This is a genomic window from Deltaproteobacteria bacterium, assembly GCA_017302835.1.
GTDB lineage: Bacteria > Bdellovibrionota > Bdellovibrionia > Bdellovibrionales > Bdellovibrionaceae > UBA2316.
This window is the reverse complement of sequence record JAFLCC010000002.1, coordinates 226,233-250,179: the sequence shown is the minus strand read 5'-3', so window position 1 is coordinate 250,179 and position 23,947 is coordinate 226,233. Positions and strand designations below refer to the sequence as shown.

Here is a 23,947-nt window from a genome sequence, read left to right as displayed (position 1 = left end):
AAAATGAATTAAACATAAAAATACTAATTAAATATTAATTTTAGATTCGTTTTGATATATCAATTCTGGCTTTACATGTTTATATTGTTCATATTTATAACGCATTTTCATCAAACGAAACATCAACGCCTCTGGATCTAAATCAGAATTTTTCCTGTACTTTTTAATTTCAGCTAAAATAATATTTTTTACTGTTGAGGGATGAAAGCAAAAACCCTTAAGAAATACATAATAACCATTAATCTCGATGAGTCTGGTTTCAAAAAGCTCGTCCTCATTAAAACCAAAAATCACATGAGAGTTCTTTACAACCATTTTTTGGTTTTTTACTAAATCCTTAATGTAAACATCTGAATTTTTAATCTTAACAAACTCAAACAAGGAATGAATATTTTTTTTCAATATATCGATCATTGCAATTTCTTCCTCGGTAAACCTAAGCTCTCTCACCAGAAAACAAGACTCCAGCGGCGTTTGACCAAAATTACTTAGCTTTCTGGAAAAAAAGTACCAATCATAAAATTGATTCATTCTTAATTCAAAATGTTTTGAAAAGTCCTGATCTAAAGATGTCTGATCAAAAAATTCTTTTTGTGCTATTTTCAGCTCGTCAAAAAAAAGAGGTCCCGCAAAGTGGTTTAAAATTTTTTCAATAAGTTTTTCGTGACTCATCATAATTGATCCTTGGCCTTTTGAGAACCTTGCAAAAACATTTTTTCAAAGAAAAACTTAAATAAATTCATGGCCTCATGAGGACCAGGGCAGGCCTCTGGATGATACTGAATTCCCAAAAAATTTCGATCCTGAGAGTAAAAACCAGCCACGGTATTATCATTAAGATTTATTTGTGTTACTTGAACATTTTTCGGAAGGGACTCTTTATCAACTGCATAACCATGATTTTGGCTGGATACATAGATTTGGTTCAATAATTTGTCATCAATGGGATGATTACTCCCTCTATGGCCAAACTTTAATTTGTAAGTTCTAGCTCCAATTGCCAAAGCGAGTATTTGATGTCCCATACAAATTCCAAATACTGGAATCTTACCAAGAAATCTTTTAACAACATCAACGACGATTTGAACTTCAGCGGGGTCCCCAGGGCCATTTGTTAACATCAATGCATCTGGCATGTATGCTTGCAGGTTTTCGTAAGAAGTACGGCTATTAAAAATAGCCACTTCCTTAGAGTAACGACAAAGTAATTTGATTATATTTTCCTTAACTCCGAAATCTAAAACTGCCAATTTGGGCCCAAAAGGAATCTCTCCTCTTCTCAATTCAGTTTCTTTTCTGGACACTTCAAAAACCCAATCCTTAGGATTCATTTTCTTTTGTGAAATTAATACATGTGCTTTCTTTAGAGCCTGCTCTTTTGAATTAGCAACAACAATAGCTCCCCAAGGAGTTCCCTTTTCTCTGAGGCGAAGGGTGATAAATCGAGTGTCCAATCCTGACAATACAGGAACGTGATGTTCCTGTAATTGCTTTCTCCAAGAATGATCCCTCACCGAGTCTTGAACATCCAAAGCAACGAAACCTTCAATCCAAATTCGTCTTGATTCCCAAACCTCTTTACTAATTCCATAATTTCCTTGCTGAGGCGCTGTGAGCACAACAATCTGAGAGAAGTAGGAAGGATCCGTAGCAATTTCCTCGTATCCAAAGTGAGAGGTATTAAATACCACCTCCCCGGCTCGCTCAAAAGAATAAAATTCCTTTTCACTTTTTTCTTCCGGAAAAGACAATTCTCCTTGAAAAACCTCATTGGATTCAAGAACCAGATAACCTTTCATAGAGTTTCCTTTAAAAAGTGATAAATTAAGGCCATACGAATCAAAACACCATATTGCACTTGTTTTAAAATAATATTTCTAGAATCGATTAAAATTTCTTCAGCGAGCTCAATACCATAATTTACAGGACCAGGATGCAGGATCAAGCCGTCTTTTTTCCAACCCTTCAGACTTTTATTATTAATTTGAAATTGGGTACTGATATTATTTAAAGAATATTTTTCCGTATGTCTCTCAATTTGCATTCTTAACGAGTACACACTGCTCGCCCAATCTAAACCATCCTTCAAATTATCAAAGTAGACTTGAGAACTGTTTTCTGGAATCATTTCTTTGGGGGCACAAAAAGCTATTTTGTAACCCAAAATCTTTGCTAATTCTAGATGTGAAGACACGACTCGCGAATGGCGAATATCCCCTACAAATAAAATTTTCTCATTTTCAATATTTCGGTTAGAATCTTTAATTGTTAAAATATCCAACAACGCCTGGGTCGGATGCCCCTTGGTGCCCCATCCTGCATTTATTATTGGTGGAGAGACCTCATTGATCATTTGGTTTAAGTTTACATTATCATTAGCTCTTATCACCAGTAAATCTGGTTTCATTGCTGCGATATTTTTTATCGTATCTTCAGGCGTTTCATCTTTTTCTAAACTGGTACCAACTTTACCATTTAATAATGAAACCTTGGCCCCCAATCTAAGAGCTGCCATTTCAAAACTGATTCTTGTACGCGTGCTTGGTTCAAAAAAAATAAGGGAAATAACTTTATTCTCTAACTTGGGCTTAGCTTCTTTAGTTTTAAAAAAAATAGCATCAGTAAAAAGATTTTCTACTTGTTCTGCTGTGAAGTTCCTAACTGACAAAAAAGACATTAAAACAAAAACTAACTTGAGACCAGAAATAATGTCAATGTCTAAGTCAGTTTGTTATTGCATGGGTCCTAAGAATATCCGAGACTCTAAATGACACCAAAACTTTTCCACTTAAAAATTTTGCTGGTACCATTCCAAAGGTTCTAGAGTCTTCCAGTTGATCTCTATTATCATTTAAAACAAAAAAATGCCCCTCGGGAACCTGAGTTTTATTAAAGTTTGCCGTTGGCGAATGAAGCCTCAAAGAAAAAATTTCCCAAACTGTTTCTCTAAATTTCTCTTCAAAAACTGTTTCTAATTTATTTTTTACCCTTACATCTAAGGGAGCGCCATTTATCCACACTCTTCCAGCCTTGATTTCAACAAAATCACCAGCAGCGGCTATCACTCTTTTTACAAATTTTTTCTCTTCATTACCTGGCAAGGCAAATAAAACCAAGTCGCCAGTTTGCACTTTTTGTTCAAAATAAACACTCCCTCCCGGCGTCAATCTTAAACCATAGGCTAACTTATTTACCAAAACATAATGGTGAGGCAGAATCCCCGGAATCATACTCTCTGAGGGAAAATAATAAAAAGATAAAATGGTCCATCTAACTATGATAGCAATAAATAAACCCAGAAATAATACATTATAATAATCTGACCACTTTTGAAGTTTCATAAATTTTTTTCTACTTTTTTAAAAAACCTACCCCACCTTATTTTCATAGGATCACATAAAAAATCTACATCTGATAGGGTCTCATCACAACTTAACCAAATGAGCCAAGCTTTACCTACAAGATTATTTTTAGGCACAAAACCCCAAACTCGCGAATCGCTAGAAAAATCTCGATTATCGCCCATAACAAAATACTTATTTTCAGGAACATTTATTATTTGTTCTTCACTATCTGCGACTTGAGAAAATACATATCTGACTATATGTTTATGCCCATTAATTGACTCAACAAAAAGGGTTTGATCCTTATCTTTTGATAATTCTAAATAGGTTGCTGGAGTGTTATTTAATATAACCCTACCGCTATGGATTTTAACTTGATCTCCAGGCCTACCAATAACTCTTTTAATATAAAATAAGTTAGGATTTCGAGGGTATTTAAAAACGACAACATCACCTGTTTTTGGATCATTCCACGATGAGACCCAAATGTCTGAAAAAGGCAATTTTAATCCAAAGACAGATTTAAAAACTAAGATATGATCATGTTTTAATAAATTAGGGACCATGCTTTCTGAAGGAATAACGAAAGGCTCAACGACTGCCCATCTCATCGTTAAAAATAGTAGTAGTGGCGAAAAAAAAGTTACCAGTGCCTGTTTCCAACTTCCTTTTAAAGAAATAGCACTTAAGTTATTAGACATATTTTAACTATTAATTAACTTGATGGTAAAATCTTTTCCATCGAATGGTTGTTGGATCACATAGAAAATTAAGACCTGGAAGAGTTTCCTCACAGCTTAACCAAACAAACATAGCTTTACCTAATATATTTTCTTTTGGTAAAAATCCCCAGTATCTCGAATCTCTAGAGTTATCCCTATTATCACCCATCATAAAAAGACTATTCTGAGGAACGGTGTAAGGACCAAACTTGGCATCAAAAACTCTATTTTTTTGTAAAATAATACTATGATTTTTGTCTCCCAAAACCTCTGTAAAATGAGCAAACTGATCCCTAGAGCCCAAGCCGACATGGCCTCGTTCAAAATCCTCTGTTCGTAGCCAATTCCAGTCCTCTTGAGAAAGGGGAACATTTTTATCTACTATTTTATCATTCAAATAAAGAGTTCCATTATCATACTCAATTTTATCTCCAGGAATCCCAACCACTCTCTTGATATAAAAGGTGCTCATGTCTTCAGGATATTTAAAGACGATAACATCACCCCGTTTAACATCTCCAAATTCGATCAACCATTTCTCGCTGAAGGGCATTCTGATTCCATACACGAATTTATTTACAAAGATATGATCATGAATAAGTAAAGAAGGGAGCATGCTGCCAGAGGGAATCACATAGGCCTCAAAAAAACCCCATCTAATAAAAAGAGCGACTCCAATGGCAGCAACAATGGAACCCCAGCCATCTGTCCAAAAATGTTTGGTTGCCACATTCCAAAAAGAATCATTAGTCGATGTATTTTTATTATTTTCATTACTCATTTTTTTGCTCCCAGGGACGTCAAAAAGTTCTACCCCTCCTAATTTAAGATACTCTGAATTGAGAATCAATAAACCAGTTTTTTTGAATAGTTTTAACTGCTTGCGTAGAAAGAAGAATGGGTCTTAAAGATTATTTCAAAAAAGACATTTCAAACACGAACTTAGTCTTCCACCTTTAAGATTGCTAGAAAGGCTTCTTGGGGAACTTCTACCGAGCCAATTTGTTTCATTCTTTTCTTACCTTCTTTTTGCCGCTCGAGAAGTTTGCGCTTCCTTGAAATATCTCCACCATAACATTTCGCTGTCACATCTTTTCTTAAAGCCCCAAGAGTTTCCCTGGCGACAATTTTTGAACTGATTGCTGCCTGAATAGCAACTTGATACTGCTGCCTAGGAATAAGCTCTTTCATTTTTTCAACTAAAGATCTTCCTCTGGCCTGAGCCTTTGATCGATGAACAATTAATGAAAGGGCATCTATTGGCTCTCCATTAATCAACACATCCATTTTTACGAGATCCGACTCCTCAAAATCTAACAGCTCATATTCTAACGACGCATAACCCTTTGAAATGGATTTAAGACGATCATAAAAATCCATCACCATTTCATTCATGGGAAGCTTATATTCAATAATCACTTTCGTTTCAGTCACATAATCCATTTTGATCTGATGTCCGCGCTTATCTTCACAAAGTCTTAAAATACTTCCAATATATTCGGTCGGAGTGTGAATGGTTAACTTTACATAGGGCTCTTCCATCTTGACAATTTTAGCCTCATCGGGAATTTGCGAAGGATTGTCCAACTCTTTCACTGAGCCGTCTGTTGAATGAATCTTATAGACCACCGTGGGGGCTGTAGTTATTAAATTTAACTTAAATTCTCGTTCCAATCTTTCCTGAACAATTTCCATGTGCAAAAGCCCAAGAAATCCACACCGAAATCCAAAACCTAGGGCAGCTGACTTTTCAACTTCATAGCTTAAGCTGGAATCGTTTAAAACCAATTTTTCCAAGGCATCCTTAAGGTTCTCGTAATCAGTGGCATCGATAGGAAAGATTCCAGCAAAAACCATAGGCTTAATTCTTTGAAATCCTGGCAAAGGTTCCTTTGCTGGCATTTTGTAGGAAGTCACCGTATCGCCAACTTTGACATCACGAATATCTTTAATTCCACAAATTAAAAATCCTACCTCACCCGCATCCAGCTGATCGACAGAAAGTGGAAAGGGAGCATATTTACCCAGTTTTAATACTTCATAATTTCTATCGGTTGCCATGAATTTTATACGATCGCCTTTTTTGACAATCCCATCAATTGACCTAACTAAAATAACGACGCCCTGATAGGAATCGAACCAAGAATCAAAAATCAATGCTCTTAAGGGTAAGGACCTATCCGCTTTGGGCGGAGGGACTTTTTCAACAATAGCTTCTAATATTTCTGTGATACCCACACGTTCCTTTGCAGAAGCATGGATGATACCAGAGCAATCCAGACCAACCGTATCCTCAATTTGTTTCTTGACTCCCTCGGGGTCTGCCGATGGCAAATCTATTTTATTTAAAACTGGAATAATTTCTAAGTTATTTTGCATTGCCAAATAAACATTGGCCAATGTTTGCGCCTCCACTCCCTGGGCCGCATCAACCACTAAAATAGCTCCTTCACAAGCGGCAAGGGATCTTGAAACTTCGTAACTAAAATCAACATGCCCCGGAGTGTCTATAAGATTGATTTGATATTGATTTCCATTTTTGGAAGTAAAAGGCAAACACACCGTCTGCGCCTTTATCGTGATACCGCGTTCACGCTCCAAATCCATATTATCTAAGAATTGAGCCTTCTCTTCACGTTGAGATAAGGACCCCGTCGCATTTAACAGGGCATCTGCAAGGGTTGATTTTCCATGGTCAATATGTGCGATAATCGAAAAATTTCGAATGTACTTAGGATCCAATGGCCACCCCTACCTAGGTCTTTAAAATGATTTTAGTTTATCAATCTTATCCAATTTTTCCCAAGTAAAGGTTTCTTCATTTCTCCCAAAATGACCATAGGCCGCCGTTGGGGAATAAATGGGTCTTAACAGATCAAAATTTTTAAGAATATGAGCCGGTTTTAAATTCCAACACTCCTTAACAATTTTTTCAAGTTTTTCAGGACCTAAAATACTTGTGCCATAATCATTCACAGTGATACTGACTGGCTCTGCCACTCCAATAGCATAAGCGACTTGCACCAAGCATTTCGTTGCCAATTGTGCAGCAACAATATTTTTTGCAATATGTCTTGCCGCATAGGCCGCAGATCTATCCACTTTCGATGGATCCTTTCCAGAAAAAGCTCCGCCTCCGTGAGCTCCATGCCCACCATAGGTATCAACTATAATTTTTCTACCAGTAAGTCCCGCATCTCCCATAGGACCACCGGTAACAAACCTACCCGTGGGATTTATATGGAACTGAGTATTTTTGTCTAGCCAGTGAGAAGGTATTACTTTTTTAATTAGCTCTTCCCTAATAAACTCTTTAATTTGAGATTGAGAAACATCCTCGGAATGCTGAGTTGAAATAACAACGGTATCAATCCTTTTTGCCACTCCATTTTCATACTGAACAGTCACTTGCGATTTTGCATCAGGCCTTAACCAATTCACCTTATTTGCTTTTCTCAATAAAGCTAACTCTTTTACAAGCTTGTGGGAGATTGAAATTGAAAGTGGCATAAATTCAGGAGTCTCATTCACAGCATAACCAAACATTAAACCCTGATCCCCAGCCCCTTGCTCATCACTACCCGTTTCCTTCACGCCCTGACCAATATCAGGACTCTGTTGTCCAACAGAAACCACAACTCCACAAGTTTTATAATCAAAACCCTTATCCGTGTGATCATAACCAATCTTTTTTATCGTGTTTCTAGCAATCTCAGAAATATTAATTTTTGCCGTTGTTGTGATTTCTCCCGCGACCACAACCAAACCGGTAGTTAAAAGAGTCTCACAAGCAACTCGTCCTTTAGGATCTTGCTTAAGAATCTCATCCAAAACAGCATCAGAAATTTGATCAGCCATTTTATCAGGATGTCCTTCAGAGACGGACTCACTTGTAAACAAATAATTTTTCACAGTAATACCTCTTTTGCTTAAGAGGTATTACCTAACATCGACCCAAAATGGGGTCAAGCTGCTTTTCTGTATTTTACTTTGATCTCAAATCTTGAGTTCAACTTCTCAAGCTTACCCCATTTTGACAATTTAGCTTTTTTGTGATTTTTATTAATTTTGTTGATTTTAAGTATTTGTTTTTGAATTTTTTTAATGACCAAATCTACCGCTGAATAAACATCAAAATGCACTGCCTCGGCTTTAAAAAATTTAAGTCGGCTCGGAATCGTCATTTGTACCATAAAATGATTATTCGATTTACTAAAAAACACTGATCCTGGATCTTCCTTTAATAAATAAAATGAAATTTTATCAAACTCTTCTTGAGTGTAATTTTCAAGACTTTTAGAGTAATCAAGTTGTTTAAAATTGAACGACAGCTTCATCGTAATCCTCCCACCTTTTAGTTGCTATAGCATTAGAATCATCTGTGAAGTTATCGGGGATGAGAAGCTAACTCATAAGACATTTTTTAAAATTATTTTTTAATGGTATCTATAAATTTAATAGGATTTCAAAATGATTTGTTTTTTATGTAATCTTTCCAAAAATGAAACAAATTAACACGCGCTTTTTCCAGGTTTTCTTTCCATTGAACTTTGACTTGAGAATCAGAAATATCCGTTATGTATTTAATTGAAACAAAAGGAATATTTTTCAATGTACAGGTTTTTGCCAACGCGTAAGCCTCCATATCGAGACAATCCCATGGGGGTTCGCTCTGCTTTATCATAGAAAGATTGCAAGAATAATCTTCCGAAAGCATATCTATTGAATCTCCCGTGCCACACTTACCCACTGGCAATTCAGTACAAGGTTTGATTTTGATTGGGATCGATCTAAAGGACGTATCACGTTCATAAAACTCAGTGATTTCAACAAGAGTTCCCACTTTAATTTTTCGACTTCCAGCCGTTCCCAGATTGACGATCAACAAATTCGTTTTATTTTGCACTTGATTCAAGTAATTCATAACAGCGATAGTTGCATTCACTTTACCCATTCCCATTACTGTGAGAGGGCATTTTTCATCGAAGAATCTTGCATCTATTTCCTGTTTCAGGGCGAAAAATATATGGAAATTATGATGACTCACGCCTCTAGTACTCTATCAATGAATAAATTTTCTGATGATTAAACTCAATATTATTTAAGAATGTTAGATTTATCAAAACAGCCACATCCAGCACTTGATAACCAGCTTTCTCAGCTAATGAAACTGCCGCCAACAAGGTACCACCAGTTGCTAAAACATCATCCAAAATAACTATTCTTCCTTTGCCGGGGTTTAACTCCAGGCTTGCTTGACCATACTCTAAGGAATATTTTTCATACACAACCGGTGGAGGCAACTTGCCAGCTTTCCGAATAGGAATAAATCCTTTGTTTGTTTTTGCCGCTAATAACATGGCCAAAATAAATCCCCTTGATTCAATTCCAGCTATATAATCAACTTCATTAAAATTTATTTTTTCAATTAACTTTTTAGCAACAAAATCTAAAGCTTCAGAACTTTTCAACAAAGGTGAAATATCTCGAAATAAAACATCTTTTATAGGAAAATCCGGCACAGAGTGTATATATTTTTTCAAATCCATGGCACTTAATACCCAACTTTGGTCTGGATGACAAGGTTTCTTAGACTAAATTTTTTATTTCTATTAAGTCTTTCATCTAATCACCGAAGTTATTTTCGAGGTTCAAATGTCGAAATATTATTTATTTAATAAAACCAATGAGGAAAAGTTTGAACAACTCAACAAAAAACAACTTGTTGAAATTGTCCAAAAAAAATCTCAACCTAGTGATTTTTATTACTGGACCCAAGGGTTACCTAGCTGGAAGCTTGTTTCTGAGTCTCCAGAAGTTCTTGAATGGCTATCTTTCACGTGGAATGAAACCCAAGAGATTCCTCCTCTGCCTAGCCCTTATTCTCATGTTTCTTATAAATCCCAAAAAGTAATAATAGAAACACCTGACTCTGTCGTCGAATTTTCAGACCCAGTTAATGATGAAAAAAATAAAGAACCAGGCATTCTCACTTTTTCAGGAACGGTTATTGATTTTGAAGAGGCTGATAAATCAGATATATTGGATCAAACTCACACCAACATCTCTAATGATCCAAATCGGTTTGAAAATACAATGAAGTTTTCTCATGAAAACACTCCGAAGCTTGAAGAAACGCAAAGTATCTCTCGCATCATACCTGGTTCCTTTGATAAAACGATAACGACCATCCAGTTACCCGCATCAACACCCAGCACGACAGTTACAAATGAATCCCCAGCGAATCCTACACATATAGCCTTTCACGAAATAGAAAAAAATACTTCCAATGGACATTTTCATGGAAATACAAATCCAATTAACGCCGCACCTAAAAAAGAAAAAAAGCACACCCGACGATACCCTCGGATTCGAGGTCGATTAAGAACGATTATTACAAATAAAGCTAAAGCATTTATGACTTACACAAGAGATATCTCTCTTGGAGGAATTCAAACCGAAAATTCAATTCCCCAAGATATTTTAAATGCAGAGATTGAGGTTTATATTTCCGATCCTGGAGGCAAAAAAAGCATTCTATTCAGATGTCATCCCGTTGGAGATTTAAATCAACCCAACAGATTTTCATTCTCAAAGGCTGATGAAAAAAATTTACTTAAATTAGATCAATGGTTAAGGGATCTAGAGAAAAATCAGGTAGCCTAGAATTCACGCACCAAGAAATTGCAGGTTTTCTTCGTTGAGCCTGTTTTGACAGGTGTTTTAAATTTTTATTTTTTCGGTTGAAATACAAATGGATAAATTACCAATGTCGAGTTACCACTCGCGGCTTTAGGAAAGACAATTTTTTTGATAACTTCTAAAACACAGGAATCAAAGATTCCATATTTGGTATCAGAGCTCTGAATTGAGGCTGTATCTACAGGACCTTCACCATTCACTTTCCACCGCAAAACAAGACGTCCACCTAAATCTTTTTTATACGTTAAGTACTGTTCATGACAGTTTCGCAGTGACCTCCTGTTATCTGAAATCGCCTGCCTCACCTGTTCTTTAGTCAATCCCCCTTGAATTTCCATCGATTTAACTTCGATAGAAACAGATCCTCCCAAGCTTTCAATGGAATCCGAACCCTCTTTTTTATTTCCACCAAATAATCCAGAACCAATTCCTCCTGTCGCCTTGGATGAAACCATACCTGAAATATTAGTTCCCTTGGACATGTTATCCATTTTTAAAGTTGTCGCCGCTGCAGATAATCCAGCCCCCTCATCCGCACTTGCTTCTGTTTTTCCAGAAGTTAAATTGACGTTTCCAGACGGAGAGCCTTTAAGTTTAACTCTTCCCTCTGAACCAACTGCAGCATCGGTTGGAGTCACACTTGAAACTAACAATTTAGCATCCACACCAGAGCCAGTTTTTTTCCCACCACTGAGTTTACCTAACAATCCAACTGAGTTGACGTTTTTTATTGGAGCTTTTTGATTTAGACCTTGGGATGGTTCATCATTCTTAGATAAATTTTTTATCGTAGCTCTGGCACCCTGAATTTTAGGAGGTGTCTTTTTTGCTGGGTTAAAATCTTCGTTTTTTGGTTTGGTCTGAGGCTTATCCATTTTTGGTTTATCTTTTTCTGAATCTACCTTGACCTGATCCTTAGGGAGCTCGACAGGAGGGGGTTGAACAGTCTCCGGGCTAACCTCTTTGTCAATAACGGGAAGAGGAGGCTCTTCTTTAAGTACTGGCTGTAGATCTAAAATTTGAACAGTTGCCACTCTTTTGGGAATTGGAATATCCATCGTAACTGGTTTTTTTATCGACTGCATCAGAAGCCCAAACAAAAACATGGAGAAAATAACAAATATCAAGGTTAAAATAACTGGATCTTTTTTCCAAGCTCTAGGAGGTGGCGAGACTTGAACTTTTGGAACCCACCTTAAGTAATAAGCATTTTCTATTGAGGACAGTAAATAAAAATCCTCTATATCAATTTGACAAACTGAATTTTCTTTTGAAAAATAATCTATAAGGCGCTCGGAGCGATTATAAATATCAACTAAATTTTTTTCTCCTAGATTCTCAAATGAAAGTATGTTGGGCCGTGATGAATTGTATGTGAACTCCAAATTTGCCAGGGAGTTGATTTTAATCCCTCGGGCTAAAACATCTTTAGAGAAGTGGTTGATTGAAGTCACCAGATCATTACTACGACTATAGGTAACCAATTCTAATACAGACTCAGCATCATTTCTAACAAATGTTGCCCCATTATTATCGTATTCTAGAGAACGTGAAATAACACCTTTTGCCAAGGCTGTTTTTGCCAACTTTTCTTCAACAAAAGAAAATTGAAATTCTCCAATTTCAATTTCACTCTCAATCAAAACATGTGCTTCGCCATGATAATCTTTATTTACCTCTTCAGACTCAGATCCAGAAATATCAATGATTGTCCAAAATCCAGAATAAGGATCAAAACTGCCTTCCCCTGTCCATTCCATTAGAAAGTGCAGAGGTTTGATGTGTTCAATTTTTCGGATAACAAGATCGCACACAGGAGACCTACCGATCAGAAGACTTCTTCTGTCCGGGCTCACTCTGCCAATTTCTTTATTGTTTTTCTTTAAAACTAAAACTTTCATTGGTTACTTCATTTTAAAAAATTTATTTCTACTTTTTCTATCTACTTCTAAATAATCATTAAAATCATCTCTATTATAAATTAAAGAATCAAACTTTACATTATCAATAGATATTTGCAAAAATAAATCTGGCCTTCTTCTCTCTCCCTCGATCACTTCGCCCTCAAAATCTAGAATGGCTCCCACGTTGTCTTTTGCCTTGTTCGGCGTTGAACTTGTCTTCGAAGTACTTGAATTGGAAGTGCTCGACTTTCCAGACTCGACTACGGGAAATTTAGCTTCTTCCGTTGGTAAAGTTAGCGAATCCGTATTTTCCTGCTCCTGAGAAAAGACAAACACTGAGGATAAAATGACAAACACCATTACTTTCATTTTTTTAAAGATCTCCATTTACTTATTTGCGCTGTTTGATTTGCTGCCATCAACTCTTCAAAATAATACTTTCGCAAAGCCTCATTTGGTTTCATTTTTAATATAACCCACGTTTTGTAATTATAATACTCTTCCAATTCTATCTTCTTAGAATACAGTAGATTATCTAGGTACATCATAACAGCTTTCGCCGATGTCTTGGAAATTATTTTGTTCAGTTTTTCCCTAGTATCACTATGAGACACATTCCAATCTTCAATGCTAATTTCAGGCAAAACCGAAGCCAGATCATCATCGCTTTGCTTTTTCAGAATGTTTTCAATTTCCAATTTTGCCGCAGCAAACTCTTGACCTTGCTTTTCATAGTCCTTGGCCATCTCAACTAAACCTGATTTGTATTCAGAAAGCTGTGCTTCATCCAACCCCTGTGGTGGCGGAGAATTTTTAATAGATTGAGCCATCCCTAACTCGACCTTGGACATTTTATCAAAAATTCTCATTTTTTGAACTTGAGTGGCCGTTTTCAAAGATTTAAGTACGCGCGCCCTTAAGAATTTTATATTATCCACATTGTTGACAACATAGGACTCATAGGTTTTCGGTTTCATCTTTGAGTTTGGAAAAATAACGTTTTTGATATTTTCTTCTATTTTCAATTCAGTATCTTTAAGGTATTTCTCGGGAACTATATTCTTAATAGCACTGATTTCATTTTGTTCAAATTTCACATTTATAGTTCCCGCTTTTAACAACAACGATACTAAATAGATTTTTTTCTGCTCTTCGGAAAGATTTTTATTAAGTTTTAGAATGGAGAGCACCTCTGTTGGATTCAAGTAATTCATAAGAGCCAGCAGGTAGTTTTTCTTCTCTTCGCTCAGATTGCTAAAAAACACCAAATCCGTTGATGTCAATTGGGTATTAAAGGCAATTTTATTAATGACGATTTTTGCATTCAGGTCCTTATCTTCACCGTACGTCCAAAACAAGGATGAAGGCACAAAGTCACCCTCACTTAATGTTTTATCAAAATAGAAGGATTTGATTGAGGTGAATGTTTTTCTTGATTGCATTTGGGGTGTCAATTTTTTCCATTCATCAATAAATTTTTGAAAGAAATTGAGCTCGATTAATTTTTTAAAATAGTCAACATAGACGACCATTGCCTTTTCTTCACTTGGTTTTGTTTTTAGGTAGGCCTGAATATCGTTTTCATATTTTTCGAAATCTCCTTTAGTTGCATTAATCATAGCTGATTTAAGACTTGCCTCTCGTCTGATGTCTGTTATTTCAACTGAACTGAATTGATTATATACTGGATCATTCAAAACCATTTCATATCTTTGCATTTCATATAAACAAATGAGAATTTTTTGTACACTTTCGGCATTTTTTTCGACCTTAAAAAGGTTCTCTGCATAGGGCAATGCCTCTGCATAATTTTTACTATCTAAGTAAATGCCGAATAGTCTTTTCTGGCTTTTTAGTGAAATTGGATCCGATGGAAACTGCTCAGCAAATGATTTCAGTCTCTTCACAAAAGCTTGCTGGTGCTTGATCCTATCCTTTTCAAAAGCAGCATCATATAAGGCCAGAAGTTCAATTTGTACCTTTTTAAGATACTCAATAGAAGGAATGTTTTTCATGCCTGTTTTAAAAAGTGATTCCAGCTCAAATAAGCATGTTGAGTTCTTCAAATCAACACAGGTATCTATCCATAGGTTGTACAATATATTTTTTTTCTTGGACAACGGAAACCATTCAATGTGTCTTTGAATGTGTTTTACAGCTTCATTACCTAGCTCCAGTTTCGACACACTTTCTTCGGCCTTTAATCTTCCGGTGTAAGCATCAATATGAACTCTGATATTAAATTCGGAATCGTCTTCTAATTGATTTGCATCTAATTTAAAAAATCTTGATCTAGATTCGATATCTAAAATTTTCAATTTTTTTGCAACATTATCCAAAGCAACAACCATTCCTTTAGTAGGAATATCTTTCTTTTCGAAACTGACTTTTAAAACTAAAATCTTTAATTGTTTATAGGGATCTTTTTCAATACCTAACACTTCTTTAAAGAGATCATCCCTGGATTTATCTTTAGAATTCTGTAAATAAAAGAGAAGACAGTAATAGTATAAATGCCCCTTAACGACATTCGATTTTGTAAATGAATTTACTTTGTTAATAAGATGCAATTCATCATTATTTTGTGTCAAAATAAACGCCAAATCTTTATAAGCATCTTCTGTTGTACCCTTATCTAAATCTTGAACGATGACCTTGATAAATTGCATCTCAGCTTTTTCTGAATCTTTTTTATTTAAATAGGACCAGGCGACTTTATAGTCAGAAAGAGCTTTCTGGGTTTTGCTCATTCTATTGTAAAAAAGTTGATAATATTTTATGGCATCATCATATTTTTCTTCATCAAAGTAATACTCTCCAATAAATATAGACATGACTTCAGCTTGTGTATTTTTTGGATTTAATTCGATGGATTTAATAAAATTAGCTATTGTTTCTTTAAGATCATCTAACTCAAAACTGACCAAACCTTTAATGTTATATAAAGTCGATAGCGATCTTTTATTATTTTCAATATTTTTGAGCAGAAAATTAATAACTTTGATGGCTTCATCTAAATGTTTTTTTTCTTGATCGTTTATCTTTTCCCCAGCAACTCTTTTAATCCCATATTTTTTAGCAATCGAAACATGTAAGTAACTTAACCTTAAATATAAATTAATTTTTTTATTTCGATCTTTTTCATTTTTTAATATCAGCTGCAATGCCTTAACTTGTTTTTCTAGCTTAGAAGGATCATCCTCAATTAACATTTCTACTTTAAGTTTTTCTTTATTATTTGCAGGAGGCGCTTTTCTTGTTTCCAATGTTTTTTTATTATCTTGATCTATTCGCACCAGACCAGAGCTATCTAATTTTCCCTGAGCCTTCTTCTCTTCAGAAAAAATTAAAAATGGAATCATGATAATGACGATGCACAATTTCTTCTTCATTCTATGTCTTCAATCTTATTTTTCTGTATTGCTTGCATTTTCTTTACATTCTGATGGACCAATATATATGTGGCTGCCAATCTCGTCTAACCATTCTTCAGCATCCCCGGAAGGCCATAGCTCGTATCCTTTTTTTTCCAATACCTTTGCTTCTGGCAACGTACTTATTGGTTTCAGAAAATCCTGTTCGTTACTTAGAGCCAAGGAAGCATAACCATAAACTCGCTCAAGTTGGTTTTGCAAAACCTCTTTATGAACTTTAAATCTCTCCTTTAGAGATTCATGAATTTTTTTAATTTCATTTTGTCTTTCGACTCTAGAAGCATACTTCAATAGCTCCATTTTAGAGTTTTTAGAAACCTCTATGAGCTGAGCTAAAGACATATAATACAGGTCTGATTTAGCCCATTCAATCGCATCGAATTTCCCACTTTTAAGACTGGCTAAATAATTCTTTAATGCCTCAACCGTGTAAACCAAATCTTTTTTCCGACATAGGCGCTTAAAAATATAGACTTTAATCAAATAACTTTCCGGATGTAAATATTCCGAAAAATAACCAGACTGCTGTGAAGCGATCGCACCTAGAGCTAGGTCATACTTTCCTGCACGAAAGGCTGTCCACATTTTTTCAAATAAAACCTGCCGAATTTGAGGATAAACGGGGGATATCCAGCTGTAAACTTCCAAAGCCTCATTAAATCTTTTTTGAGCGTAGAGCGTTCTGCCCATTTGATGAATAATATTTAAGTACAGCTGTTGGTTCCCTTTAGGAACTCTGCCCTTATTCGAAGTTTTAAAATACTTCGCGGCCCGCTGATACATATCAAAACTCTTTTCATATTGCTGATTGAGTGTGTATTCATCTGCTTTTTCTAAAAACAAAAAAATCTTATCCGATTCTTTTTGTAGGTTAGAAGATCTTAAAGAAATTTGTCTATCCCAAGCGGTTTTCGCGTCAAAACCCACTTTTGGTCTTCTAATCAGGATCTTTCTTATTTCAAACCACTCTTGAATACTCAAGGACTTTTTGAAATTTTTGCGAATAACAATTCTAATACCTAAATCATCAGATTTTTTTTCCATTTCACGAAGCACACTCACCAAAGATTCTGCAAAACTCACCGTCTTAGACATCATCACCATTGATGTTAAAATGAAAAACATTCTTGAGATATTTTCTATTCGAAAAATTCTCATTTAGATTCACCTTCTGCGATAAACTGAATTGACTGAAATCCTATTTTCCTTAGAAATTTGACTGCGATAAAAATATTCTTATAACTATTTTCACGTGATGTCAGAAAGTTTACATTGATTGATTGAGCTCTTATCTTTTCATCTTTATTCCTAATGTAGGCTTCCACTTTTAACTTTAATTCTTCAATTTTTTCTTCCGTCATATTATTTATTTGAGAAAGATTCAAATTCTCATTTAAAAAACTTATATTTACTTCTTTGTCAGTAAGAACCACCTCAGGAAATGTTTCTAATCCTTCCTTGCTAAGACTTATTGGAGGATGCATTTGGCTCGGAAAAATAATCGAAACATCTGCAACGATTGTTGATTTCAATAAAAAAATGATGATTAAGAAAAAGATGTCTATCATCGGAGCCAATTGCAACCTGAGAGGATGCCTTTTCTGAGTTTCTAAAGATTCAAGATCCATTTGACTCCTCATTAAAGTGAGTCACATCATCAGGTGACATCAGGACAATATCCTGTATATTCTTTCGTATTCCATCCATGATAGTGATTAGTTCTTGATAGGTGCTACCTTCTGCCAATCCCAATTGAATTGTTTTTTCTTTTGGAAATTTTTTGACAAATTCCTCGATAAGTACAGTCATCGCTATTTCAAGGTCTTTGGAATATCTTTCAGACTTAAACCGACTAATTGTTTTCTTAATTTTCCCAGGAGCGCTTCCCGTCCATTTCAAAATGACTTCTAAATTTGAATTTACGATGTTCACAAATATTTTTGGCGTCAAAGGATTACCATCAGCAACATTTTGTTCTTTGACCACACTCACGGCAGAGGGGGGCAGAGTTAGGCTTGTCAGTTCCATAAAGGTAGTCGTGTACATCAAAAAAAAGATGATACAAGTCAACGCGTCCAGAATGGGTACCAATTCTGGCTCAGGCGTGTGTCTTCTTTGGATTTCTGCAAACTCTAAACTCATGCTCTTTCGCTTTGCTCTACTAAGGTAATGATATCAAAACCAGTTTTTTTGGCCTGCCCAATAATTTGATCAATTTTTTGTGTGCATAAAGTATGAATCACCATTGCTGAAATACCAACAACAAGTCCTGCTGCAGTTGCAGTCATGGCCTCTGAAATTCCCGTTCCCAAAAGCTCTGCTTTTTTCGCGGGATCAATATCTTTTAATGCCGCAAATGTTTTCATTAGCCCTGAAATAGTTCCAAGCAATCCTAACAAAGTTGCCACACTAGCTATCAAAGCTAAAAACTGAATCCCTTTTTCGCAATTCTTCATGATATCAACAACCGCTGATCCCAATGAAGATTTCATCGCTTCCCTACCCCCATCAACGGCCATAAGTCCTGACTTAATAACTTCGAATTCGGGAACATTCTTCACGGTATTACATACTTGGATAGCAGCTGTGTATTCTTTTTTCAAAACCAAACGGCTCACTTCTTTTAAATTGCTATCTCCTGCTGGCCGCAGCTGAACATACAAGTAGTTAATTTTTGCAATTGCTAAAATGACAAGTGCAATGCCGCTTCCAACTATAAAATAAGCAGTGGCACCACCTTCTTTAAATAAAATTTCCAATGAGTTAATGATAAACATAGAGTCTCCTTAAATATAATTAAAAATAGTAAACCAAACCGCCCTCTAATAAGCCAATCACAATAATTTCTTTTTTTCCTTTAGAAAAAGTTTCTAAAAATGATCCGCCCGCTTGCAACCTTAGATTCCAATAATCTGATATAAACCATGTTTTCCCCATAGCTAACTTCGTTTTATAACCAGAATTAGTCGTATAGTTAATTCGACTGAAGCCCACATTTAAATAGGTATCAGAACGAATAATTCCATAGGGACCCCAAGAATCTTTCCCATAAATGGGAACCCAATTTAACTCAAGCCCGAAAGAGTTCTTTACTTTTTCGACATCTATGTAAGGAGTCGTGCCATCATCAGGATAAGGTCGCAATTCACGAACTTTTTTCGAAATACTTCTTTCATTATTTACATAGGAGGGAACATAATTTAAATAAATCTCAAAAAACTCGCCGATAGCATATCCCATATTGAAATTAAAGGCATACATCGTTTGCGGTGAATCCGAAAAATCAAAAGACAAATAGGGAGCAAACAAAAATTTTCCAGATTTTACTTTCGCCTTTCTTTGAACTGCAACTACATTTTCAAACAAGGATGATATTTCATCTGAAACTGTTGGCTCCAAAGAACGATCTAACGTAGATTTTTTACTTCCCTCAACGCTTTTTGTCTGGCAAAAGCTTTCACTAGCGAATAAAAAAATAGACAATAATATGAAAATGGTTTTTTTATTTAATTTCATAACTTCATTTTTAACTATTTTTACTGATTTTAATAAATTATTTTAGCTTTTAAAATAATACTAGACACTTGTCCCAAGCCCTTTACTAATAATATTTTTTTCTTTGACTTGATGGCAACAATTTCAAAATTTCTCTATATTTTGCAACGGTTCTTCTGGCAATCTGTACTCCATCTTTGGAAAGAAGTTGTGCCAATTTTTGATCAGATAAAGGTGACTTGGGATCTTCTTTGGATACTAAATCCCTTATTTTTAATTTGACTGATTCACTGGCTACAGCATCTCCACCCGTTGAACTACTAATTCCTGAACTAAAAAAATATTTTAACTCGTAAATACCTTGAGGTGTATGCATGTATTTAGCTGTTGTCACACGACTGACCGTGGATTCATGCATTCCTATATCATTAGCAATGTCTCTTAAAATCATTGGCTTCAAATGCCCAGCCCCTTTATCAAAAAATTCTTTTTGGTGCTTTACAATACTATCTGCCACTTTAAATATAGTTCTTTGTCTTTGATGAATCGATTTTATTAACCAGACAGCTGACTTTAGCTTTTCTTGAATATAATCATGATCTTTTTTGCTACTTCCTTCTTTCAACATATTTCTATAGAAATTAGATATCTTTAACCTAGGCAGTCCATCTTCGTTTAAAGATACTATGTAGTCATCACCTACTTTATATACATAGACATCCGGAGAAACATAATGAGTATCTTGCGGCGAAAAGGCTCTCCCTGGCTTTGGCTCCATCGAGTATATAATTTTGCAAATTTCAATCACTTCCTGGACGTCTTTATTCAAAGCTTTCGCAATTCCATCATAATTTTTCTTTTCTAAATCCTTTAAATGATGACTAATCAGAAATACCAGATCTTGAGTATCTTCTTCTAAATGTTTTGCCTGAATTAACATGCATTCCTTCAGGTCCCTTGCTCCAACACCTGGAGGGTCAAATTCGTGAATAAGGGGCAAGGTATCTTCAATATCCTCAATCGGAATATTTTCTTCTTTGGCAATTTGTTCTAGAGGGGTTTTTAAATAACCATCATCATCAATATAACTAATAAGTACTTCAGCTGTTTTTTCTTCAAAATCACTAAAACCATTCATTTGAACTTGCCACATCAAGTACTCATGCAATGTCTCATGGGCCGTAATCACATTTTCGTAGTTCATTATTTCTTCGCTGCCACTCATCCCTGATTGAGGTGCCTTTTGATTCTGCTCAAAATAACTTTCCCATTCGAATTCATCTTGTTTTTGTGGATCCTGAGTAGCATTTTCATTTACTTCAACTTCTCTGGACTCAATATTTTCAGCTATTTCTTTGGTAAGCTTTAAATCTTCTTCTTTTAAAATTTCTGCTTCTTCTAAGATGGGATTTTCTTCTAACTCTGATCTAACATTACTTTCTAACTCCAGACGTGACATTTGTAAAAGCTTAATTGCCTGCTGCAATTGAGGTGTAATAACTAAATTTTGACCAAGGCTCATTGTCTGTCTTAAAGCCATTAACTTCTCCTTAAAGCTTAAAATTCTCTCCAAGATAAAATTTTCTTGCTATTTCACTATTCGTAATTTCATCAGCAGAACCACAAACCTGAATTCTTCCGTCTTTAAGTATATAAGCAAAATCACAAATCCCCAAGGTTTCTCGCACATTATGATCAGTAATCAGGACCCCAATTCCTTGAGATTTTAATTCACGAATTATATTTTGTATATCATTGACTGCAATCGGATCAATCCCAGCAAAAGGCTCGTCGAGTAGAATAAATTTAGGACTGCCAGCCAAAGCTCTTGCGATTTCTACTCTTCGCCTTTCGCCTCCAGATAAGGAAAACCCTAAACTAGACCTAATATGTTGAACTCTGAAATTATTTAATAGATTTTCAAGTTTCTCATTTTGCTCTGTCTGATTTAGACCTTGGGCTTCCAAAGCTACCATTAAATTTTCTTCAACAGTTAGTTTTCTGAATATGCTTGGCTCTTGCGCCAAGTAACTCAATCCAACTCTAGCTCTTTTATACATTGGATCTTTGGTAATGACTAAATCATCTAAAATAATTTCACCCTGATCTGGACTAATTATTCCCACAACCATATAAAAAGAAGTAGTTTTCCCAGCGCCATTAGGTCCTAACAATCCAATAACTTGACCAGACTCAATCTTAAAGGATACTCCATCTACAACTTTTCTTTTTTTATAGGTTTTAGAAATATTTTCGATTCTTAGCAGACTCATATTCTATCAATATAGATAGCTATTCTGCTAATGTCAAATCTGGCTTGAAGCCTTTACTTTTTGAATTTTTATTTTTTTTCCACCATCAAAAAATAAAATTTCATCTCCACTAATTTCATCTTCATCTTGATAGATTTTTGGATTCCCATTGAATTTAAGTATATTGCTCTGCAAGTTAACTTCCAGCTCCTCACTGATCGCCCTGCGTTTCTTGTCTTTAACTTCGACACCACCTTTGACTCGAATATACTCCAAAGTTTTCATATTATGAGAATAATTAAAATAACAATCAGGCCCACGAATGATCATATCATTGTAGATAAGAATAACATTATTCTGAAAATGAACTTCTTTATTTTGACTGCTAAAAAGTGCCGACTCACTTTGAATATTTAAATTATTCATATTCTTTAGTTTTTTAGAAGATTGTACATCTTTAAATATTTTCATCTCCGATATATCAATCAAAACATGCATATTTCTTCCATTTAATACGAGCCCTTCCCCTTGCTCATCTCCGGGCCCCACCATTTTAATCTCTCCTGGAGAGATTATTTTTCTTAAAATAGAATTATAAAATAACTCCGCGGTATAAAATAGATATCCATTGCTGGATGTAATAACGACATTTCCTTTCACTTTCATGTTTCTGGTTATTCCATCAATTTCACCCTCATCACCAGTAACGATAAAATCAATTTTATCTTTATTATAAAATTGAACCTTCACTTTTTTTAAAAACCAATCACCTTCTCCCTGATAACCTCTGGCATTTTCCGCAAAAAGCTCCCAATCCCGATTGCCCTTTTGAGATTCAACAAGATGAACTCCATCCATTTTTTGCTCTGCTTTTTCTTGAGTTAAAGGATTCGAGTCTACAATATTATTTGCTGTCTCTAATTGTTTTGGAAAAATAAAAATAACTTCAAGAATAATTAAAAATAATAAGAATAAAAATATGGTTCTTTTTAAATTCCGCATGAGATTGATAATGATTGATTTTGCTTATTTTGCAATTTCTTTATCAGTTTTTTTAATAACAGCAAAATTAATTTCACCAGCTCCGGCCTCAGTGACAGTGTACATAATTTTTTTAACAGTCAGAAAATCAATATCTTTATCTGATTGAATCGTAATTTTTTTCCATGCAAATGGATCTTCGTCTTTTTCTCCTCGCGCATCTTCAACCGCTGTTTTAATTTTATTTTGCAGCTTACCTAAAAATTCTTGCTTTGATCTTATCAATCCTTGCTGTAATTGATCATATAATGATTTAATTAACCAATCTTGCTGAGATTGAACTTCAGCAAAAGAGGCTACCGCCGTTTTATCCAATAGAATTTCTTTTTTTGATATCGTAATTACAAAGGCAGGTTTTAATTCCTTTGTTGATTGAGCCTTTGGTAAAATAACTTCTTTAGGGGTATAAACAATAAAATCCTTAACATTGTAGTTTTGCAAAAGAAAAATAGCTAACACCGTAAACATGTCTACCATGGCCGTCAAAGAGAGAATGGCCGTTAAAGATCTTTTGCCTTTTTTTCGATTAAGTATTCGATGATATCTATATCTTTCTCCTGGTCGTCGAATCGGCATTAGTAAGGCCCCCCTGTAGCTATAGAAATATTAGGAAACCCGGCAACTAAAAAATAATCCATAATGATTATTAACTGTTCATAAGGAACCTGATCACTCATGCTCACGATTCCGTCAATTTTATCCGGATAAAGTTGTTTGAACCGTTGTAGCTGAGCAACTAAGCTGGAATTGTCATAAGAAGCCGCCACCTTTGGAATGGAAATGACTTGAGTGCCTACGGTTAAAACATAGCCATCATTTTTCACGTCGACTTTTAAAGCGATGTCAGCATTGGGAGGAGGTTTAGGTGAGCTTGCACTCTCATCTTTTTTAGCATAGAGAGAGCTCCCTATCTGAATCATTGATACCTGAGTCCACACCGCTGTGATCAACAGGAATGTAATAAGAACACTCATCAAATCAATAAAAGGAACTAAGTTAAGTTCAACACTGACAGGCCTTCCCCTTGCTCCTCCTGAATCAATATGTGACATG

At 35.2% G+C, this 23,947-nt stretch carries 25 protein-coding genes; 1 reads left to right on the top strand and 24 read right to left on the bottom strand.

Going from position 1 to position 23,947, the window contains the following annotated elements:
• Positions 1–27: 27 nt before the first annotated feature.
• From J0M15_03215 to J0M15_03165, 11 genes are all read right to left on the bottom strand, one after another.
• Positions 28–675, bottom strand: a complete 648-nt coding sequence (locus J0M15_03215; protein MBN8536040.1) for a hypothetical protein — start codon at positions 673–675, stop codon at positions 28–30.
• Complete coding sequence (gene carA / locus J0M15_03210) at positions 672–1,799, bottom strand: glutamine-hydrolyzing carbamoyl-phosphate synthase small subunit (protein ID MBN8536039.1); 1,128 nt, start codon at positions 1,797–1,799, stop codon at positions 672–674. The genes J0M15_03215 and carA overlap by 4 nt, the downstream gene beginning before the upstream one ends.
• Positions 1,796–2,677, bottom strand: coding sequence for an aspartate carbamoyltransferase catalytic subunit (locus J0M15_03205; protein MBN8536038.1), 882 nt, complete (start codon positions 2,675–2,677; stop codon positions 1,796–1,798). Before J0M15_03205 ends, carA begins: the two co-directional genes overlap by 4 nt.
• A gap of 46 nt (positions 2,678–2,723) precedes the next feature.
• On the bottom strand, positions 2,724–3,341 hold the full coding sequence (gene lepB, locus J0M15_03200; protein ID MBN8536037.1) for a signal peptidase I: 618 nt from the start codon (positions 3,339–3,341) through the stop codon (positions 2,724–2,726).
• The gene (gene lepB / locus J0M15_03195) at positions 3,338–4,045 is read right to left on the bottom strand and encodes a signal peptidase I (protein MBN8536036.1); all 708 of its coding nucleotides are present in this window, start codon (positions 4,043–4,045) and stop codon (positions 3,338–3,340) included. Before lepB (J0M15_03195) ends, lepB (J0M15_03200) begins: the two co-directional genes overlap by 4 nt.
• A 10-nt stretch (positions 4,046–4,055) precedes the next feature.
• Positions 4,056–4,847, bottom strand: coding sequence for a signal peptidase I (lepB, locus tag J0M15_03190; protein ID MBN8536035.1), 792 nt, complete (start codon positions 4,845–4,847; stop codon positions 4,056–4,058).
• Positions 4,848–5,008: 161 nt separating this feature from the next.
• Positions 5,009–6,808, bottom strand: coding sequence for an elongation factor 4 (gene lepA, locus J0M15_03185; protein MBN8536034.1), 1,800 nt, complete (start codon positions 6,806–6,808; stop codon positions 5,009–5,011).
• Between the two features lie 21 nt (positions 6,809–6,829).
• Positions 6,830–7,984, bottom strand: a complete 1,155-nt coding sequence (locus J0M15_03180; protein ID MBN8536033.1) for a methionine adenosyltransferase — start codon at positions 7,982–7,984, stop codon at positions 6,830–6,832.
• 47 nt (positions 7,985–8,031) lie between these two features.
• Entirely contained in the window at positions 8,032–8,403 is a 372-nt protein-coding gene (locus J0M15_03175) for an HPF/RaiA family ribosome-associated protein (protein MBN8536032.1), read from the bottom strand.
• 128 nt (positions 8,404–8,531) lie between these two features.
• Entirely contained in the window at positions 8,532–9,020 is a 489-nt protein-coding gene (locus J0M15_03170; protein ID MBN8536031.1) for a hypothetical protein, read from the bottom strand.
• 97 nt (positions 9,021–9,117) lie between these two features.
• Complete coding sequence (locus J0M15_03165; GenBank protein ID MBN8536030.1) at positions 9,118–9,615, bottom strand: adenine phosphoribosyltransferase; 498 nt, start codon at positions 9,613–9,615, stop codon at positions 9,118–9,120.
• Between the two features lie 106 nt (positions 9,616–9,721).
• On the opposite strand from J0M15_03165, the gene J0M15_03160 reads away from it, so the two are divergent.
• Positions 9,722–10,732 carry a PilZ domain-containing protein gene (locus tag J0M15_03160; GenBank protein MBN8536029.1) on the top strand — a complete coding sequence of 337 codons (1,011 nt, stop codon included), beginning with the start codon at positions 9,722–9,724 and terminating at the stop codon, positions 10,730–10,732.
• A gap of 65 nt (positions 10,733–10,797) precedes the next feature.
• Here the strand turns inward: J0M15_03160 and J0M15_03155 are convergent, their stop codons facing one another.
• The 13 genes from J0M15_03155 to J0M15_03095 form a co-directional block, all read right to left on the bottom strand.
• Positions 10,798–12,669 (bottom strand): AgmX/PglI C-terminal domain-containing protein, encoded by a 1,872-nt coding sequence (locus tag J0M15_03155; GenBank protein ID MBN8536028.1) that lies wholly within the window; start codon positions 12,667–12,669, stop codon positions 10,798–10,800.
• A 3-nt stretch (positions 12,670–12,672) separates the two neighbouring features.
• The gene (locus tag J0M15_03150; protein MBN8536027.1) at positions 12,673–13,041 is read right to left on the bottom strand and encodes a hypothetical protein; all 369 of its coding nucleotides are present in this window, start codon (positions 13,039–13,041) and stop codon (positions 12,673–12,675) included.
• Positions 13,038–16,064: a hypothetical protein gene (locus J0M15_03145; protein MBN8536026.1), complete on the bottom strand. Its 3,027-nt coding sequence runs from the start codon at positions 16,062–16,064 to the stop codon at positions 13,038–13,040. Before J0M15_03145 ends, J0M15_03150 begins: the two co-directional genes overlap by 4 nt.
• A gap of 15 nt (positions 16,065–16,079) precedes the next feature.
• Positions 16,080–17,264 carry a tetratricopeptide repeat protein gene (locus J0M15_03140; GenBank protein MBN8536025.1) on the bottom strand — a complete coding sequence of 395 codons (1,185 nt, stop codon included), beginning with the start codon at positions 17,262–17,264 and terminating at the stop codon, positions 16,080–16,082.
• Positions 17,261–17,734, bottom strand: a complete 474-nt coding sequence (locus J0M15_03135) for a biopolymer transporter ExbD (GenBank protein MBN8536024.1) — start codon at positions 17,732–17,734, stop codon at positions 17,261–17,263. Before J0M15_03135 ends, J0M15_03140 begins: the two co-directional genes overlap by 4 nt.
• Positions 17,724–18,248 carry a biopolymer transporter ExbD gene (locus J0M15_03130; protein ID MBN8536023.1) on the bottom strand — a complete coding sequence of 175 codons (525 nt, stop codon included), beginning with the start codon at positions 18,246–18,248 and terminating at the stop codon, positions 17,724–17,726. The genes J0M15_03135 and J0M15_03130 overlap by 11 nt, the downstream gene beginning before the upstream one ends.
• Positions 18,245–18,883: a MotA/TolQ/ExbB proton channel family protein gene (locus tag J0M15_03125; protein MBN8536022.1), complete on the bottom strand. Its 639-nt coding sequence runs from the start codon at positions 18,881–18,883 to the stop codon at positions 18,245–18,247. Before J0M15_03125 ends, J0M15_03130 begins: the two co-directional genes overlap by 4 nt.
• A 19-nt stretch (positions 18,884–18,902) precedes the next feature.
• Positions 18,903–19,622, bottom strand: coding sequence for a hypothetical protein (locus tag J0M15_03120; protein ID MBN8536021.1), 720 nt, complete (start codon positions 19,620–19,622; stop codon positions 18,903–18,905).
• An 85-nt stretch (positions 19,623–19,707) separates the two neighbouring features.
• Positions 19,708–21,141, bottom strand: a complete 1,434-nt coding sequence (gene rpoN / locus J0M15_03115; GenBank protein ID MBN8536020.1) for an RNA polymerase factor sigma-54 — start codon at positions 21,139–21,141, stop codon at positions 19,708–19,710.
• Positions 21,142–21,151: 10 nt separating this feature from the next.
• A complete protein-coding gene (lptB, locus tag J0M15_03110) occupies positions 21,152–21,874 on the bottom strand; it encodes an LPS export ABC transporter ATP-binding protein (protein ID MBN8536019.1) in 723 nt (240 codons plus the stop codon).
• Between the two features lie 33 nt (positions 21,875–21,907).
• Positions 21,908–22,855 carry an LPS export ABC transporter periplasmic protein LptC gene (lptC, locus tag J0M15_03105; protein ID MBN8536018.1) on the bottom strand — a complete coding sequence of 316 codons (948 nt, stop codon included), beginning with the start codon at positions 22,853–22,855 and terminating at the stop codon, positions 21,908–21,910.
• 24 nt (positions 22,856–22,879) lie between these two features.
• Entirely contained in the window at positions 22,880–23,470 is a 591-nt protein-coding gene (locus tag J0M15_03100) for a biopolymer transporter ExbD (GenBank protein MBN8536017.1), read from the bottom strand.
• Positions 23,470–23,946 (bottom strand): biopolymer transporter ExbD, encoded by a 477-nt coding sequence (locus J0M15_03095; GenBank protein MBN8536016.1) that lies wholly within the window; start codon positions 23,944–23,946, stop codon positions 23,470–23,472. Before J0M15_03095 ends, J0M15_03100 begins: the two co-directional genes overlap by 1 nt.
• Position 23,947 lies beyond the last annotated feature (1 nt).